We start from the raw sequence: 18,810 nt of genomic DNA, 5'->3' as shown, positions 1-18,810 counted from the left end.
AGTGAGAAATGGCAATGTGAAACTACAATTCAAATCTAATATACCCCTCCCGATAAGGTCTCGGCCACCGACTGAGATGAGATGTTTCTTCTTTTTGTTATCTAGTTTGGTTGCATCATCACCAAAAGTAAAGAAGAAGAAGAAGAAGAAGAAGAATAAAGCTTACAATCAAGTGCAATCATTAATGTCTTGTGTGAAGATGCTTTGTGTCAAATGCCGAACCTAAGTTTTCTGTTTCTGTCTGGAGAACATACGTAAAAGTGTCCTCCATTTGAGTGGAGTACATTTGAAAATGATCAAATCTGATTGATTCACTAATCTCTCTGTTCCGTCTTTGTTGTAGCCACTTTTCCCACACACACACACACACAAAACTTTATTTTTTTTCTTATTTATTTTTAGAAACAAAATAGTTTCAAATATCGATTCAAACTAGTGAAATCAAAGTAGATTGCCAATTTCACACCTAAATCTTTTAGAGAGAAATTCACATAAAATAATGAACGAAGGAATCGGACAAATTGATCCTACACAAATGGTATTAATGGTGTATTTGAAAAATTCAAGTGAAAAATAAAATATATTTTCCAGGTTTCAATTGAAAATTAATAAGTAAATAAGTTGGCAATGTTTTGATATTTGCCGCATTAAAATTGATGCTTTGGATGTACACAAACAATTTCTGATTCATTACATTCATCATCTATAAGATCGGAAATGGTGAGACTAATGGTGTCAACGAAACGTAAAATAAAAAAAAAGTTGACAAATGAAAGCGAGATGACAAATTGTCATGACATGTGTTCACTCAACTGATCATTCGATCAGATTTATGATCGTCTCACATTCTCTACAGGTAGTGCAAGTTCAAGGTGTGTCACCATCAAATGTCACTAAATAAAATAAAGAAAAAAAAAAGGTGAAGACGATGATGATGATGAACATTACAAAGATCGATCAAGTGCTAATGGACAGTTGTCGCTTTTCTTTCCCTCTCCCATAGTGTCTTGTCCTTTCGACCTTTCACCTTCATGGTAATCATTGATCAACCAAAAATAGTTTGATCGTTACTATGATTCACGTACATTATGATTATACTCTCACTCGAAACATACACACACACCTTAAATCGGTGATGATCATTCGTAGCCGACAATTTACTTTTTTTTTGCAATCAAACGAAAGGAAAAGAGAATGGCACAACTGAGAAGAACAAAACAACATTACATGAACAGGAAAGATTTGATTGGGTTTTGTTGTTGTTGGTGGTGATTGTGTTTAAAGTGTGCCGAGAGATTGCAAGTCAAATTGAGTCAGTATGCCGAACATAAAATCGACATACAATTTACCCTCAATTGTTCAATTGAACCATGGGAATCGAAAATAAGAATGTTTTGTATGTATTGCTCAATGTTGTAAATAGGTCGAAGGCGAATTATGTTTATGGAAGATGGGAGACCGGAAAAACAAATCAGAGAAAGATTTGTTGTTCCTAAATAAGATGATTGACACGGCAAAATATAAAGATAGTGATGGATAACGATTGGTAATCATAATTCGATTTAGAAATGTAACAATTGAAGTTGTACATCAAGAAGTAGATGAAATAGGGAAAAAGTGAAAACTTACTTGTTCTATTTTACATGTTGAATTGCACGCAATGTCCAAATCGTCATCCAAATTCTGTAAAAAAAGAAAACAATTGTTAGAATATACATTTAAAAAGTAATATAACGTTTTATAATTCTAGTATCCATGGAATAAACATCATTTTGTATCATAAATGTTGAAAAGTAAATGAACTTTGAAGAAACACAAAACAGTCAAACAAACAATAGTGAGCAGAGGAGACTCACGATGTAAACAGAGTGCGCGCTAATTTCTATTTAGGTTTAAATAGTTAAAATAGGTGTAAATAGTATTAATTAGTTGATTAATTAATTATTTCTTTAAATTCATGTTTATGGCCGTAATTGAATGAAAGTGAAAATGTCAAAAGGAAAATTGATCATAATTGTGTCAATTGGATCGTTTCAAATTAAATTAACATTGAAATCGTTTGGTTCTTTGCATTGTATAGCATTGTACACCATTGTACACCATTGTACAGCAATGGAGATTTCCATTGCGTGTAAATAGTGTTCTATTTTGGACCGCTACCACTTTGACACCACACGCTTCTCACCGGCGGAATGGAAAGGGTAAAGTAGTGGTCGGAGAATGGAACTCGTTACATTCAACACTCATACATACACATTGAATGCGGGGTCATTCGTAGAATTCTCTCTTGACGCATTTCTTCCCGAAAAATTTCCGCGCTTCCAAAAACTTTTCCAATTATTCCTATTTTGCACTACTGATTGAATTGACATTGAAACCACAACTCGGTGTGGTCAAATTGAACTAAATTCTTACAAATGCATTGAACTCTATTCCCTTAGGTTCAATATACCACTTTACTTTCCTTCTTGTAAACAATCTCAAAAAACAATTGTTGCTGATGGTATTATATAGCCAAAATTGGATCTAATCAATCACCAAGTAAGCCAAACGCCGTTGGTGACCATTTTGGAAAGACATTCTTATTCATTGTCTCTCACTATTAAGTGATCTTTCCATTCATTCCTCTCCGTTATATGATTGACGATCGTCCAATCAGTCAAATGTGTTGGAGAGGGAGAGTTGACCAATCTCGTCCGGTCATTGAGAGGTCGTGAGGATTAAATGAACATTGGAAATCGAGATCGATTGTGTCATCGTGAACGCAAACGAAGAAGGAAATAAAAGTCGTGTGGCGAATAACACCCTAACTTGACAAATGAACAATGTCAATGATATAAGTAGAGGATATAAATATAGAACGAATAAATGAATAAAATGTAGCGGCATTAAGTGTTAAAAGAAAAAAAAATGCAAACGGGATCAATTAATATCAATTGAGGCCAATCTTGGTAATGCCGATGCTGGTGGTGATGGTGGTGTTAATAGAGATTGGCCAATTGGTCGCATCATTTACACACAAATCATTTCGTACTGATAATTGATACCATCATACAAATGTGTGGACATGTGTGATCTGATACCCTCAACCATCAAAAATGAAAAGTGAATAATGGTAATGGCAAACCCCCAAACTAAACCAAGAAAAAAAATGAACGAAATCAAAAGAAATAGCCTCAAAATCGAATGGAAAAAAATATTACAATCGAATCAAATGACCAAATCGATTTTTGTTGTGTTCCCATTTTGGCTGTGGCGAGGATAATTGTGTGACCAAATACACACACACACTATTGAATCAATTCAAACCGGAACACTACTTGTCTAAAATATTGATGCCAAGAGATCAATTGATACTTAATTCATGATGACATTATTGACCAATACTTATGTCTATGTCTGTGTGTATATTGGATTATTATTAGTCGTTTTAGTTGTGTTTGTGCCATTTATAAATGGAAAAGAGACGAAAAGAAAAAGATATTTGACCGGCATCAGATCAATGTCCATACGAATATATCAACTAGTTGGGCAAAAAAAAAATAAAGTATATTTAGTTTGCATTTGATGGGCGTTGGATGTGAATTTTCGTGGCATTTGCCACATCTAAATGCCAAATATTGGTATGTTTGTGTTTGGTGTGTCCCGCCAAAGTCACTGTACCTTAAAGCAACGAGAAAAAAAAATTGTTTGATGCCTAATTCTCGTAGCCTCTCTCTCTCCCTCTGTAAGCATCCAACGCAATATAGAGATCGGTCACACAAATTGACGACTTTAACGTTTTGATGATTCTCTCTTTATGCCATGATCATTGGTGGGCAGGTGTAAAAGACTCAAATGACGATAGTCTAGATGAAGAAGAGGGAAATGGACATTCATCCATACAAACACACACGTGATCTTTTACCTTCTTCTATCATTGGAATAGAATGATAAAACAAAAAAAAACAGAAGAAGACAGAAAGACCGATAAAAAAATAGTTTTTTCCCCTCGACAACGACCAACCAGATCAAGGACAAGAGTGGCCAAACACACACACACACACACACACACAAACGTACTACCATAATTTTTAAATGGTGACAAAAGGTCGAAACATTTCCAAATGGTAAAGATAAATAAACAATTTCCAATGTAAAGTGCAACAACAACAACCAACCACAAAAATTGAAAGAAGGAAGTCTCATTCAACAAATGCAATAGCCATCAACAACAAAAACGAGTGGCAACCAGAAAAACCAACCAAACAATCCAAATGATCAATGATAATTGCCATCTATTTAAATGATTTATATATTTAAACATAACTTTTAACATTTAAATGTAGATTTTCAAATAAAGAGGATTGATCGATTGATCTGATCCAATGGATTAGCAGCAGCAATACTGATAGAGGAAAACGTTTTTGTAGATTAAAATAGCTTTACCAAATGGCTACCTCATTTTTGTTACTCAATCACTTTTTACCCTCTCATCCGTCATATTGTGAAGAGCTGAGATCAAAAAGATATATTAGATCACAAGAGGTGTCAGAGAGTATCATAATCGTAAGAATAATCGCAGATATGCAAAATAGTGGAGAAGAAGATGTGTTGGCAATGAAAAGTGAACTGGGCAAGTTGAAATAGTCAGGTTAAGTGATCGTTTAACACTTTTGCATCAAATTGATTCTCCTATTGATTATAAAACCTATGACCAGTAGCATCTGGTTAATGGACACACAGTAGGTTTAGCATCCTAAATGTTTTTTTAAATCATTTTGAATGAAAAATGATTGAAAGGGGGAAAATGAAAGAGAGAGAGAGAGAGAGAGAGAGAGACGTCAAAATGATAGCAATCAATTCAATTTGATGTGCACCTTGCAATCAAAATGTTACCCTCTTAAATAGTAACAAATTGATTATTATATAAATATATTTATATTTTATATATCTAGATTGATCTCTCATTTTTTTACAAAATAGGAGAAAAAAATCTAATTGAGTGCGCATCTAATTTAATTCAAAAGAGAATAAATCAAAAAAAAAAGAAGAAGAAGAAGAAGAAAATTAAATTATGTTTTGCTTAAACAAATAATATAACCTTTAAAAGTACATTTTAAAAAAAATTGTATATTAAATCTATAAATATATATTTGAATAAATTAATGTCAGGGTGTGAAGAAGCGTGTGTGTGTGTGTAGGGGAGGGATAGGGGAATAAAAGCCTGAAAAACCAAAAAAAAAATCATTATCGGTCGTTTTGTGAAAATCGTTTAGATTTTGAACAATTCGGCGGCAACTTATGCTGCTGCTGGTGATGGTGGTGGTCATGGTCTTTCTGGTTTTTTTGTGTTCTTTGGTTTTAGTTTGTGACGTATATTAGCAACAACATCATCATCATCATATTAATCGTCGTTAATAAAAGATTTGGGAGGCCATTTCAATGATCATTCGTTGTCTTTTCATCATCATCATCTGGTGAAGATTGGTGTGGGTGCCATAGAGTGTCACATGTCACCCAATGATATGTGCAATGCAATGTGCCACATGATAAGAGAGAGAGAGAGAGAGAGAGAGAGAGAGAGAGAGAGAGAGAGAGAGAGAGAGAGAGAGAGAGAGAGAGAGAGAGAGAGAGTGAAAAGTCTGGCATCATCGAAAGCATTTGACGAATAAATAAATAAAAAAAATGACAACACAAACCAGGCAACCTCGACAAATGGTTTATCTACACCACCACCAAAAAAAAGTTGTCAAAAGCGAAGACACCAAGAAAAAAAAGTATTCGATTACGACTGTATGATCATAAAATAAAATAAAACTATAGTACAATCAATGTACTAAATAATAATACAAGAAAAAAAATATATAACAAATTGTGCGGCGATTAGGTTTGTTTGGGTAGACACATTGAAAATGAAGAAGAAGGACGACAACCAGAAAAAAAACTATTTGAGATGGCGACAAAAGTACAAAAGTCAATAAGTATTGAATCACCAAAAAATTGATAGAGACCATTTTTATATATGGATTCAAGTTTTTTGGTTTCTCTTCTCTTCTCTTCTTTTCTCTGATTGGTAAATTTAAAATTTAAATATAGAATTGAACCGCACAAAATTGGAATTGAATTGTGATTTATTGGGCAAATGTAAAACCACACAAGTTAATGACATAACCAAAAGACACAAAACCATAAATTCACAATGGTTAACAATGGGCACACAAAACTGAAACTATAATAATTTACACAAATGAACTAGAACAAGAACATTGGTGTTTCAAGGGAAAAAAATTCAAACAAACAAGCATAATATTCAGTTTGAAAAAAAATGAAGATCAATTAAAGGTTGGTTGGCTTTCCAACCATCCAAGCTAAAAATCGTCGTGGGAGTTCAAAACGTTATTCCAAGAATTATCCTACCTCAGTTTTTCTTTGGTTTGTCTTGGTTTGTCAAACACATTGTTATATAAATGAAGTGTTTGAAACAAAAACCAAAAAGAAGTAAGTAATTGGTTTGAAAATCAAATAAACGTAAAATAAATGACAAATCTAAAATATAATAAAAATGTGAAATAAACCGTTTGTTAAGAATTATTTAACGTAGGCGAATGTACTTTTGTTTTTTTTGGTTGTTAGACGTAATGAGGCGAGACGGTAACATGCGTTTTTGGTTTAATAATAATCTTTTACGGTAAGAAATAATAAAAAAAATGTAAAATGAAGAAATTCGGTGGGAAAGTTAACGAACATTTGTGATGCAAATGAACCTTTACTCTGTGAGACTGACCACAATATGAAGAATGAATGAAGGAAACAACAAAAAAAAACTTAAACCTAAACATAAATGGGCAAAGTCATGTTTCGCATGAATTGTTTCCACACAAACATATGAAGAATACTATTTTCCTTTTCCTTTTTCTTTTTATGATATATGAGAAGATATTGGCCAAATTCCGATTTGTGTAAGTGATTTGCCAGGTACAATTTGCTTCAAACAAGATGAAATGATCAAACTGGCAAAGGCAGATGTGTTCAAGCCGAAGCCGACACAAACCATCCCTCTCACTTAACGATAATAAAAAAGAAGAAGAAGAAGAAGAAAATGATGATGAAAATGAACGGCACAAAATGGACAATAGACTAAACAACAAAGTGTGGGTGCGAGTGTGTGTGTGTCTATGTAGAGTTTAAGGATTACAAGACTCTCCAAAAGCATTGGATTGTTGAAGCATGAAGATCTACGGTTTTCGTCTTTCAATAGGTCGATTGACGGTCACCGATCGGTTACCATTACACACACACAAAAAATGTTTGATGGTTCACCCCCATTTCCCCTACCTTCCCAAACCCATCGATGCATGGATGAACATTCACTTATTTTACTTCTTTACAGGTAAAGGACATAAGATCGGAAACAGTTCCCTTAATACTGACACACGTACATTTCAATAATGAGAAGAAAATAACGATCGATTGGTCAACGTTCTTGACCTTTTTTCTCTCTCTCTCACTCTCTTTAGTTGACCGACAAACAATCAAGTTGAATATGCTTGTGTGTTGGCCATATGTTCTTCAATAATTCTTTGACCAAAAATGAACATAACAAGGTGCAAATCAAGACGTATGGTGGAAAAGAAGAAGGCCTAAGGCAAATCGGCAGACCCAGAAGTGTGTGTGTGAGGGCCAAGACAAGTGTGACCTACGCTAAGGGCCAAAGTTTCCCCTAAATTTGGAAAGTAATAATGATAGACCGAAAGAAAGAGAGAGAGAGAGAGAGAGAGAGAGAGAGAGAGAGAGAAAAGACGGAAGACGGCAGATGGTGAAACACGTTCCACCATTTCGGTTCTTGTGTTTGTGTGGGTCTAGATTTAAATCTCAAAGGCACAAAACAAAACAAAAAATACTTAGCTCAAGGAACACGTGCTCTTTGTAGGGTGATAACGTGCAAGACATGACATTCACCCAAAACAACAGTAGTGGAAAAAAATGTCTATTGGATCAAGTGTATGATAGAGAGAATATATATAAATTGGCTACCGTTCCACCTTGAAAGCCAGACGACTATATGCGGGACATTTGTTTCTTAACAATCACACAAGGGAAATATGTGACAAACACACACGCCGAGAGGGGACCTAGAAGATACCGTGCTACGCAGCAAGCACGCACCATCACCAAAAAAAATTGTCAGCTGCCGTTTTTCATTCCCATTTTGTGAATGGGTCGAATGAACACCACCCAACTTATAGATTGTCGTCTTTGGAATGAACGGTTTTTTCAGTCTATTGGAAAATTTGGTGAGAAAGTTGAACCCAATAGGAAAATGTGTGGCCCTAGTCTTCCTACAGTTTCCTGTTTCCCACCATCAAATGAAAAAAAGCATCATCTTATGTGGATCACGATCTTTACAAACAGTTTTCATTCATAAGATTTTCGTTTACAGTTTGATACAATTTATTTTTTTTTTGTAAAAGTGGTTTAACATGGGCTTGGTCCACATCTTTTGTTTGATGTCAATATTGAAAGTAATAATGATTATTGATCTAATGGTAAGAGAGAGTGTGTATATAGTACAAATTTAAAGTTTAATCTATAGATTGTATGAAATTAAGGGTGCGCTTGTGTACACAAAAATGATTTTTGTTTTTTCATTATTATTTTATTTAGTTATTGTGTTGGTTCAAAGTATTGATATGGTACAAAGTTTATGGTACAAAGTTTACCCAATCAATAGTTTTGATTACTGATCTATTCTCAATTATTGATCTTGTTCTTCTTTTTGTTCCCCTATTCTTGTTCTTGTTGTCCCGGGTCATGGGCCAATAAGTTCAATGATTGCTATGTACAAGATGAAAGTGAGGGAGGGTAGTGTTTGTGTTTGTGTTTGCCTGTGTGAGGTGTGAGAGATCAAAATTCAATCGTACTCATACATTAGATTGGCAAAGAAATTGGAGTACTAGAAGAAGAAGAAGAAGAAGAATGAGAAGAAAGTTCATTCAGTCAAATTGATGTGCTACGGCTAATCGACGCCGTCTACTATTGCCTGTTTTTGGTCTATTTTATTACAAACATAGGTGGATACAATCGGAAATGAATCAAAACAAAATGAGCCTAAAAGAAAGAAAGACGATCAAAAGGCCACCAACAGCAACTAACCACAATAATCATCTAGGTAAAACGGATGTGTCCCTCTCTCTCTCCCTCTCCCATTGCAATGAACCGTGAAGTTCATTCTTGAAGAACCAAAAATGGTCATTTCAATCATCTTTCCCTCCCTCACTCTCATTCTCTCTCCCCTGTGTTCAAGTCAACACGTTCAATTTCGTTTCCTGGCCCAATTTTACATGCTTTCATAAGTGTGTTGTTGCTGTGTATGTATGTATGTATGTGTCTATGTTTGATCAGCCGATCGACCACTTGAGACATATATGAAAAAATAAAAAAATAAAAAAAAAATAAAAAGAACGAAGTATATAGACAAATATTTGTACAAATAAACCAAGTCAATCAAAGTGTGTGTGTGTTGTTTCGGGTGTTTGAAATGGACAACCAATAAAACAAATACAATTTTGTATAAGGCAAACACATACATACAATTGGCTATAGGCATAGTACGACATTGAAAATTCCCATTGAATTTGTATGGGTGAATGTCAAGTACAATTCAATTGAATAGTCCTTAGCGGGACACTTTCCTGCAACACATTGTTTGCCTGTGGAATCGAACAGAAAGTGTATAGAACCGTACAATGCAATGGGAATGGGAATAGAACCCTTATATATACACATTGAATGGAGGGGCCATTCGTAAACTTCTTTCTAGACGCATTTCTTTCTGGAAAATTTTCGCTGCTCCCAAAAACTTTTCCAATTTTTTCCAATTTTGCATATCGATAAATTATTATATTTTATTTGACTTATACCCATAAAAACGAATATTTTTACACCTTTTATGTAAAGAATAGATTTTTTAAAACATAGATTCAATGTTAAGAATGAATTGAATTGAATTTGATTGTGTTTCCTGTATTTTATTCTATACTTTCATTTATTTAATTATCATCATCATCATTGTTGGTCATTATTGTCCCCCTCTACTCTCTTTATTTGTCTCTATCTATTTCGGTCGTCATCGACGTCCGTCGGGTTGTGTCCCGTGTGTGTGTGTGTGTGTAAGGTCAAATGTCAAAGGTTAGTTTGTTGCCGTCAAGTTAAGGGTAACTTGAATGAATCAAAATTCTATCACCGCCAATTTTGACCGTCGACCGACGACGACGAAACCGACTGAAATGATGACGATCACGATAGGACACTAAAGAATGTGTCATCGATGATCAAGCAAAACTGGACAGGTGATACAAGAGGACGAATGGGGATTGTCATCAAGTGAACAGGAGATAAAGAATGAGTTCAAGAATAAGATTGAAAATGAATAAATTTGTATGTGTAAGAACGTTCTATGTTGTATTTATAAAGCAAGACTAGACTGAAAGAAAAAAAAATAGATTGAAAAGGGAAAACGTGAGAATTGAATTGAAGAATAGAGAGAAGGAGATGCATGACTAGCCATGTGCGACATGTATTTATCCACAAAGACGATCGACGTCTCCTATTTTGACCGGTTGGGTTGTGGTGGTGATGGTGGTCAACAGGTGGACAAGAGATCAAAGTCATTGCATACAAGACACAAACTCTAACCTATTAAATTACAAATGTCATTGTACCTTTTCTCCAAAATATGCAACATGTCCGTTTAAAATTACAAAAAAGAAGGTAAAATAAAGTGACCATAAAGACAACCTCACAATGAGTTATGATGATAAGACAAGATGATTGGCACATCATCACTCAGGTGTAACCAGCAGAATGAAAAAGGAAGACGCCGATTATGAAATGAGTTAAATGAATGAAATTTTATGAATGGAAAATGGTCTTTTTAGTTTTCCTCTCGATCATAATCCTTTTCCCGATAATAATAACAATTTAAATCCTAAACTTTCGATTACGGGGACAATGGTAACTGACTGGACTGGTACAATGTCTTGATATGGTCTAGGCAAAAAGCATTTGTATGGTTTTTGTTGTGTACCCAAATTTGAATGAACCATTAGATCAAAAGAATGGTTTAATCGTTCAAAGATATGGGAATGTATAGAAATGTACTATATATATAAAAAATAAAGATTTCCAACAATTCAAGTTTAAATGGTGACATTAATTTGTTTTTGTTAGATAGAAAACGATTTGGTTGATACTAAATTTATAAGAATTGCGTGCGCTTTTTTAAAGAAAGAAAGAATGAAAGAAAGATAACTTACCAATTGTTGTGGACAATTTTGTTTACATCTTGTTACGATTAAATCATTTGGAATGATCGATTCCATTGCCATCGTTGTTGATGATGATAATAGTAATAATGATGAACATTGTAGATATAGAAGAACAATTGTGGTAGATGATAATGATAATAAAGATAATCGTTTGATCGATAATGTCGACATTTTTGATCGTATTCGTTGGTTTTGGTGGTGTTGGTCGACTAGCAATGGTTTCAGCAATGAATTGGAATATATCATGCTTTCTTGTTGATATTTCTTCTTCATCACTTTTATTTTTTTGGTTTAAAATAGCAAAATTGTTATTCCATGTCAATCATTTCATTGAGGTATAGAACACTGATTAAAATCTAAATAAAGAACAAAGTAAATTAATTAGTAATGTTCAAATAAGTTAATTGGATGTCAATGAAACGATTGGTTTTGATGAGTGTCAATGTTTGATCATCAATTGATCGATTAAATGAATTGAATGGATAGATCGCAAATGTTTCAGACTCAAATCAATCTTTTTTTCCCTCTTATATATCGTATTACAATGGTTTCAAATGTTGATGTCACTATTCAATCAATGTCGAAGTTGATGATGATGTCTTCAATGATCTATCCTTATCAAGGAGGTGATGGGTATTTGTATATGTTGTGTGTGTATATTCATTTTTTCATATAATAAAAAAATAATAATATCAAAACAAGGATGTGAATTATGTGGATCATACAACTTCAGATTTATAATGTCAATTTGAATTTAAACAAAAATTGATTGAGTTGAGTGCGATTGACGATGTTTGCCATTTCAACGCCCAAATTAAACAATGTGTTGTATTTGCAAACAACGACTTGTTTAAAATATTTAAAACGGAAAAAAATTACCAAAAAAAACTATGTGACAAAAAAAGTGAAGTGAAACTTGAGGACGCCACATACATTTACAATTGGCTGATGATAATGTGTGACTGTTTGCGATCATGTTGTCGTTTAAGATGCAAAACAACAAATTGGCCGAAGTCACAACACACAATCAAATCAACACTCGATAATAGTTCAATCAAATCGTATCGTTTCTACCAAATTCAATGTAGCTGATGCATGCATTTGAAACCGATTAGATATGGGAATACGCATTTGACTTAAGTTAATGGCTTCGTCAATCGTCAATCATCATTGATTCAAGTTTGAATAATGCGATTAAGTTTACGTTTTTGGTTTGAAATTAAATTATAAACAAATTATAATTAAATATTAAATTAAATAATAATAAAAATGTACATACCATTGAAAATGATATTCGTTGTTGTTGATTAATGATTGTTGTTAATTAATTTATATTAGAACACACGTGTTGACAACTTCTGTTCAATTTGTTCCAAATTTAACCAATGTTCAATGGTGTGTGTGGGAACGAGAACAAAAATAAAATTCTTCAACGTGATCCGACCTGTTCGGTTGTTGAACACAAACTGACTGAAATGAGATGAATGAATGAATGAATGAATGAATGAATGAACCAACGACGAGAGAAGTTCATAGTGGACAACAAATCTTGACATAGCAAGAACTAAATTGAAAGAAAGGAAAGGTGGAGTGAACCAACCAAAGAGGAGTGTTATATTCATGCGGCTAACGTTAACGCTTAACAATGACGACAACACAGCGACCTGTTTCATAGTTGAACATATATTGTTGGAATGTGTGTCGGTGAATTGAGAGTCCTATTTGAGACCAAACGAGAAGAAAAATTAGATTGAGATTCATCGATGCGCCATCTATAATTAGAAAATCATAAATTAATTATTTATTTAATTTAAGGATAACAAATGTGAAATTGATAATTTGATAATTTGATGATTGAAGTTGACATCATATTAAACCAAAGAAACAAATTAAGGATTCTCTTGATCACCATCATCATCATCGGTAACAAGATTAAATGACAATCTTAACAAATGTATGTGAGGATTAATGAAATCAAAAATTTCAAAATCTTCATCATCAAAGTTTACAATGTCAAAAAATTGATCAAAAATCATATTTGAGAGCGTTTGACAATGTGTTTCAACAAAAATTTCACCTAAATCTATCAACAATTCATTAGTCATTTGAACAACTTGAACAAAATTACGATCTAGTTTAGATGATATTGTGTTCATATAAATAAGATATGTACAAACTTCGTATGTCGATTCTAAAATGAATTTAAAATTTAAAATATAACATTTTTTTTAATTGTTTAAACAAAAAAAAATACCTTGAAATTTATAACGAAGAAAAGCATTAGAAAAAATTGTTCCAGAATTAACTAACAAGGCGGCAATGTTTCTACGAAGCCATGGAAAATCAATGATAATTATTTCTTTAAATATTTTGAAAACATCTAAAAATAATGAAAATAAAAATTAATAAATAATCAAACTATAAGTTATTAATTAAAATTCACCTTGTCGATCAATGTTTAGGTAATCGTTATAATGATAAAGCGTTGAAACAATAGAACCTAAATCTTCAAGACCATTATTGATAAAGCTTTGATCAGCCAATTCAATCCATGGAATGTAATGGCAAGTTATTGGGTTATTGCCCATCTCCTTTAATGGTCCAAAAATGAGCATCAAAACTTTAGCCCATTGTTTACGTGTAAAAGTATTCAATTTTGTCAATAGCCATTTCAACTTTTCTTGTATTGTAATACCAGATTCTGGTAACTGATTGAATATCATACGAAAAAATGAACGGATATAGATTTCAAGTTTTAATTTGCCAAATGATGCCACTGTAAAAACGTGTACAGTTTCAATTAATCGATTTATCACACAAATTTCTATAACAAATAATAATTAGTTAATAATAAATAAAAAATATAAACAAATTCCATACCATATAAGAAATCGTAAACTTTATAAATTTCAAAATCACACCAACCACTAACAAAACAATTGATTATTTTGCTATAAGATTTAAATACTAATCGAGCAACGGGGTAGTTGAAATTTTCGAACACTTTAAGCATCGGTGCTCCAAATGTTTGTTCAAAAATGTGCTCCAAAAGGTGAATACGTATTTTAGTTGGTAGTACAAATGTACAACGTTTTAAAAAGTATCCTAATTAAGAGTATAATTAGAAAATGGATTTCAAATTTAAAAAATTAGAATAACATACCAATGGATTGTGGAATTTCGTTTACAAGTTTATCAAAAATGATACTAATGTAGTTAATCGACAAAGTTTTCAAATTCAAACATTGATAATTATTCAATTTTCTAATCCCATTTGGAGATAAAATAAATGTTGAAATGATAAAGGCACGTATCTTTGAACTAGTCATTGAAAGTATTCCTAAATCATCAATCGAAAGATGACGAAGAATTTCTACAAACATTTCGTTTGGTAAAGATTGAAAATTACCAAACGACGATTTGGCGACAATCTGTTTGTCCAACTTCGTACCACGAATCGTAGTATAAAATTTAGTAATTTCTGCCATAATTGATGATTAATTATTTCTTTTATAAACTTTGAAGAATGATTGTTGTTGGAATGTTTACTTTTGTGAACAAAACAATGAAACAAAACTTTTGACATGTAACGGTTTGAACTGGCGATGAAATAGAAATAGAACAAATCCAAGAAACCAAACATTGATGTCCAGTTTGAGTATGCGCAAACTTAAAACTCAATCGACCTGATAGAAACACACACGTACACAAATACAGTTACGATTAATTAAATTTATTATTGAATAGATTATTATAAGATTTCGATTTTTATCTTACAAAATAATCTTAATAAATTTATAAGTAATTAGTAATAACATATTTTAGGGGATAAACATAAATAAAATGTGGAATGATTCAATTTTCTCAATACTGAGTAGAATCATCAACCACAATTCGAACATCACCGGAATCATTGTGAACAATTGGTGTAACCCGATTGGAGTACAATTGATCACTTTGATCCGAATCACGGTTGACAACAATTTTCCGGTTGTCAGGACCGATATGTTCAAATTTGGTAATGCCAATTTCAGCTACTGCTAACTGTATGGATTCCGGTCGAGTATTTGTAGGTCTTGGTAACCTAACAATAGGCGACATCGGATAATGATTGAACGATACTGTTTGTTGTCGTTCAATATCATATTGTTGGTGCCGTAGTGGTTGTTGTGATTCAAAAAACACTCGCCTCCTTTGATTGTTTGGCGTAGACGGAATCATTCCTTGCCATTGTTCTTGTAGATTGTTCAATGGTGTATTGAGATCTACCGAACGATTCGAATGAAATAATCGAATATTTCGTTGGAACCATCGGGCAATTGGTCTCCATCGGGAAATATGAATACTCTGAACAATTATGTTTCCAAACGTGATTGACTAAAATTAAATAAAAAAAAAGAAAGAAAAAGAATTAACAAATCTTCATTGATTATAAAAATGTTATTAAATACTAACTTGATCAATTCGAATATTCCATATTGTGTGATAGATAAAAATATTGATGATCAATATTGTTAGTTGAAGTGCCAAAAGTGATCCATTTAAAAAATAGTATAGATCGGATTCATGATCAAAATGCATTGCAATATCAATTGTTTGATCAATGAAATGCATTGAACGTGATGCATAAATGCCAACCAAATGTAATGATGTCTATGGAAACGCAATTAAAAACAAAAATTAATATTAAATTTACAACAAAGGTAAGTTGAGACAAACCAAGTTGGTTATTCGATATACAAATTGATGATGTATCAATAGTTTTTGAATATTCTCATCGCCAATTGGTCGTTCATCGGGACATAGTTGATTATCAATGAGAACCAAATTGAAGAACAATTTGTCACCATAGGTTTGAACGAATGGATGTAGATGTTGAATATTCTCCCAATGGCATCTTGATGTACATAATGTTCGACATACAACCTCACGGGTTGCATTGATTGATGACCTAAACGAATCTGGCAATGGTGAATCCGCTTTCTCCAATTGGAATATAAACGTTATATATGTGCCATTCATTGATTTTGGCTCAAAATGATTATTGTATAATTGTATTGAATCCATTGTCGTTTTGGGGTTTTCCTTTAACAAAAATTAAAAAAAAAAACATTTAGATGTAAAATAAATTTAAAATAATTTAAATACCTTTTCATTTACATCGGTTACAGTTTGAACCGAGCCAATTGTGGTCGTTTCAACCATTTCCGTAAGTGTTTGATCGTCGGTTTCGCTTGAAATAATGACATTTCCATCATCATCAATTGTTTGAGATGACAATGATGTGTCATTGAATATTTCCATATCCCGTTCATCGACACCATCAAATAACATGTCCCTAATTTGTTCGGTCAAATTATGGTCAAGTTCAGTTTTTAATTGATTCAATTGATTGAAATCGCCTTGTTTTTCCCCAATTTCTTCATCAATTGTTTCATTTATTTCCAATTTGGTTCTGTTTTCGTTTTCGATCCAAACCGGCATCATATCACGTCTGATTCGAGCCGAATAATAGTCGGGAAACGGTGGAACAGTAACACTTCGTTTAGTGTGCACATTGTCTATTTGAAAAGAAAATAAATAAATTAATAATCAATAATTAATAATTAATTAAAAAAGATTAATACTTACCCGATACAAACATCCAAGATACAAGACGGTAAAGTTCCGAACTAAAAATGAATATAGTGATGCCAATGTTCAGTGCAACTACGGCCCAAACAATAAATAATAATACCACCCTCATTTTGGTTGTTGGTTGGTTTAACTTTGATTTCGGAATTATTTTTGATTTGAAAAATAGATTTTTAAATCAATTGAATGATGATCTGATGAAGAATCTGGTCGTGCTTAAATAGTCTAGATTGAGGATGTTGATAAAACGGAAATCGATTCTATAATTAGATTGTACAAAAGGATGTGCGTAAGCGAATAAGGATAAACTATTGTACAATTCAATCAATTGTCTATTGTACAATTTTAAATGAAATCAAATTACAAGGCCGAATTATATCGAATCAAATCCGGTAAATGAGGAATATTTTATCGAAAATACCAAATAAGGCTATATCAAGATTAATATCAAAAAACTTACTTGTTCTAGAAGATGATGGAAGAAATTGAATGAAGAAATCGTTTCAATCAGCTCACAATATATATGGAAATGTGAAACCAAATGAAATGTTTTCAAATAAAAAATGAAAATTAGATTTCAAAATGGAAAAGTTAATGTTTCAATGGTGAGGACCACATTTGAAATGAACGAATCTGTTTTTTGTGTTTCACTTTTATATAGGCAACACAAAACCAATGGGGCCATACGTTAAAAACGATACGCTATAATTGTTTGGTAGACTAGAGGGTAACTCCTATGAAATCCCAACTAACCATATGGATGAAACGATCGTGAACTTATCATTGGAATATGCATCTACGTTTTTTTTTTTTGGTTGAACATTGGAAAAGTGAATGGTTCAATGATTGAGCCAACCATTATAGTGGTCGACGAACCAATATTTCATTTTCATTTACCCATCACATTTTTTGTTTGTGGCATCAATAGAATGCAAGTTAAAAGGGTAAAACAAACAATGAACTGTTGTTGAACAACAACAACAACGATAATAGATGAACTAATAAATAATGATGAACTAATTAGTTTCGTCTCGGTGTCATGGCTACCAAAATAATTTTAAATGGAAATTGTTTGTTGTGTTCACCATTTTAGGTCCATAGATCCATTTTTCCATCTATAATGGTCTAAAGAATAGTGTAGATTAGTTTAAAGTTCAATTTTGCATTTGTTAGTTCTACCTACCTGCCTATCTGTTTGGACCTTTAAATTGTGGGCACTAAAACCACAAATCAAAATGTTCATCTTCCACAAGAATGTGCCATGTTCAAAACTTCACTGTGAGATAGGTTCATTTCATTTGAATAATTCATATAAATCATCTTTTATGGGTTTGTTCCATAATATAAGTTTGGTTCAATTATGATGCTTTTAATTGTTGCAGTTGCCATTGACCAGAACGGATTGTCGAGTTCAGCCATTTGTCTTGTGTTTGGTATTATGGAACAACTATCCATACTAAAACATAGATAAATAAATCATTGTTTATATAATGTACGTCATGGATTGAATTGAATACGAACCGAACTGTTATCGTCCATTTGTCAAATAATGCTTTAATGACTTTTGCCAGTGGTGGAGAACGTAATGCGTTCAAAATTTGTGGTCTACCGAAAATTGCTTCCATCAATTTACAATTGGTGTTTAACATGGTTTGTTATCCAAAGTCTAGACACCAAACTTCAAACTTTAACCTTCAATGATAATCACACATAGAGCAACAACAACGATAGGCCATAGCCATAGTACAGCATTGGAAATTCTCATAGGCATAGTGTAATGCATTAGAAAGTCTCATAGACATAGTGTAATGCATTGGAAATTCTCATTGACATAGTGTAATGCATTGGAAATTCTCATTGACATAGT

At 32.7% G+C, this 18,810-nt stretch carries 6 protein-coding genes; all 6 read right to left on the bottom strand.

Translation table 11 applies throughout. The annotated features are described in order from the left end of the window. Window positions 1–5,488: 5,488 nt before the first annotated feature. Complete coding sequence (locus QRY16_RS19915; RefSeq protein ID WP_289777786.1) at window positions 5,489–5,677, bottom strand: hypothetical protein; 189 nt, start codon at window positions 5,675–5,677, stop codon at window positions 5,489–5,491. A 7,521-nt stretch (window positions 5,678–13,198) separates the two neighbouring features. Next, the gene (locus QRY16_RS19910; RefSeq protein WP_289777785.1) at window positions 13,199–13,414 is read right to left on the bottom strand and encodes a hypothetical protein; all 216 of its coding nucleotides are present in this window, start codon (window positions 13,412–13,414) and stop codon (window positions 13,199–13,201) included. 327 nt (window positions 13,415–13,741) lie between these two features. Then, complete coding sequence (locus QRY16_RS19905; RefSeq protein ID WP_289777784.1) at window positions 13,742–14,086, bottom strand: hypothetical protein; 345 nt, start codon at window positions 14,084–14,086, stop codon at window positions 13,742–13,744. 372 nt (window positions 14,087–14,458) lie between these two features. Beyond that, entirely contained in the window at window positions 14,459–14,797 is a 339-nt protein-coding gene (locus QRY16_RS19900; RefSeq protein ID WP_289777783.1) for an F-box protein, read from the bottom strand. Window positions 14,798–15,173: 376 nt separating this feature from the next. After that, entirely contained in the window at window positions 15,174–15,494 is a 321-nt protein-coding gene (locus QRY16_RS19895) for a hypothetical protein (RefSeq protein WP_289777782.1), read from the bottom strand. A 945-nt stretch (window positions 15,495–16,439) separates the two neighbouring features. After that, entirely contained in the window at window positions 16,440–16,796 is a 357-nt protein-coding gene (locus QRY16_RS19890) for a hypothetical protein (protein WP_289777781.1), read from the bottom strand. Window positions 16,797–18,810: the final 2,014 nt, after the last annotated feature.

It is taken from the genome of Mixta mediterraneensis (assembly GCF_030283135.1).
GTDB classification, from domain to species: Bacteria; Pseudomonadota; Gammaproteobacteria; order Enterobacterales; family Enterobacteriaceae; genus Pantoea; species Pantoea mediterraneensis.
Note: the sequence above shows the minus strand (reverse complement) of the source record. Positions and strands in the feature narration are given on the sequence as shown.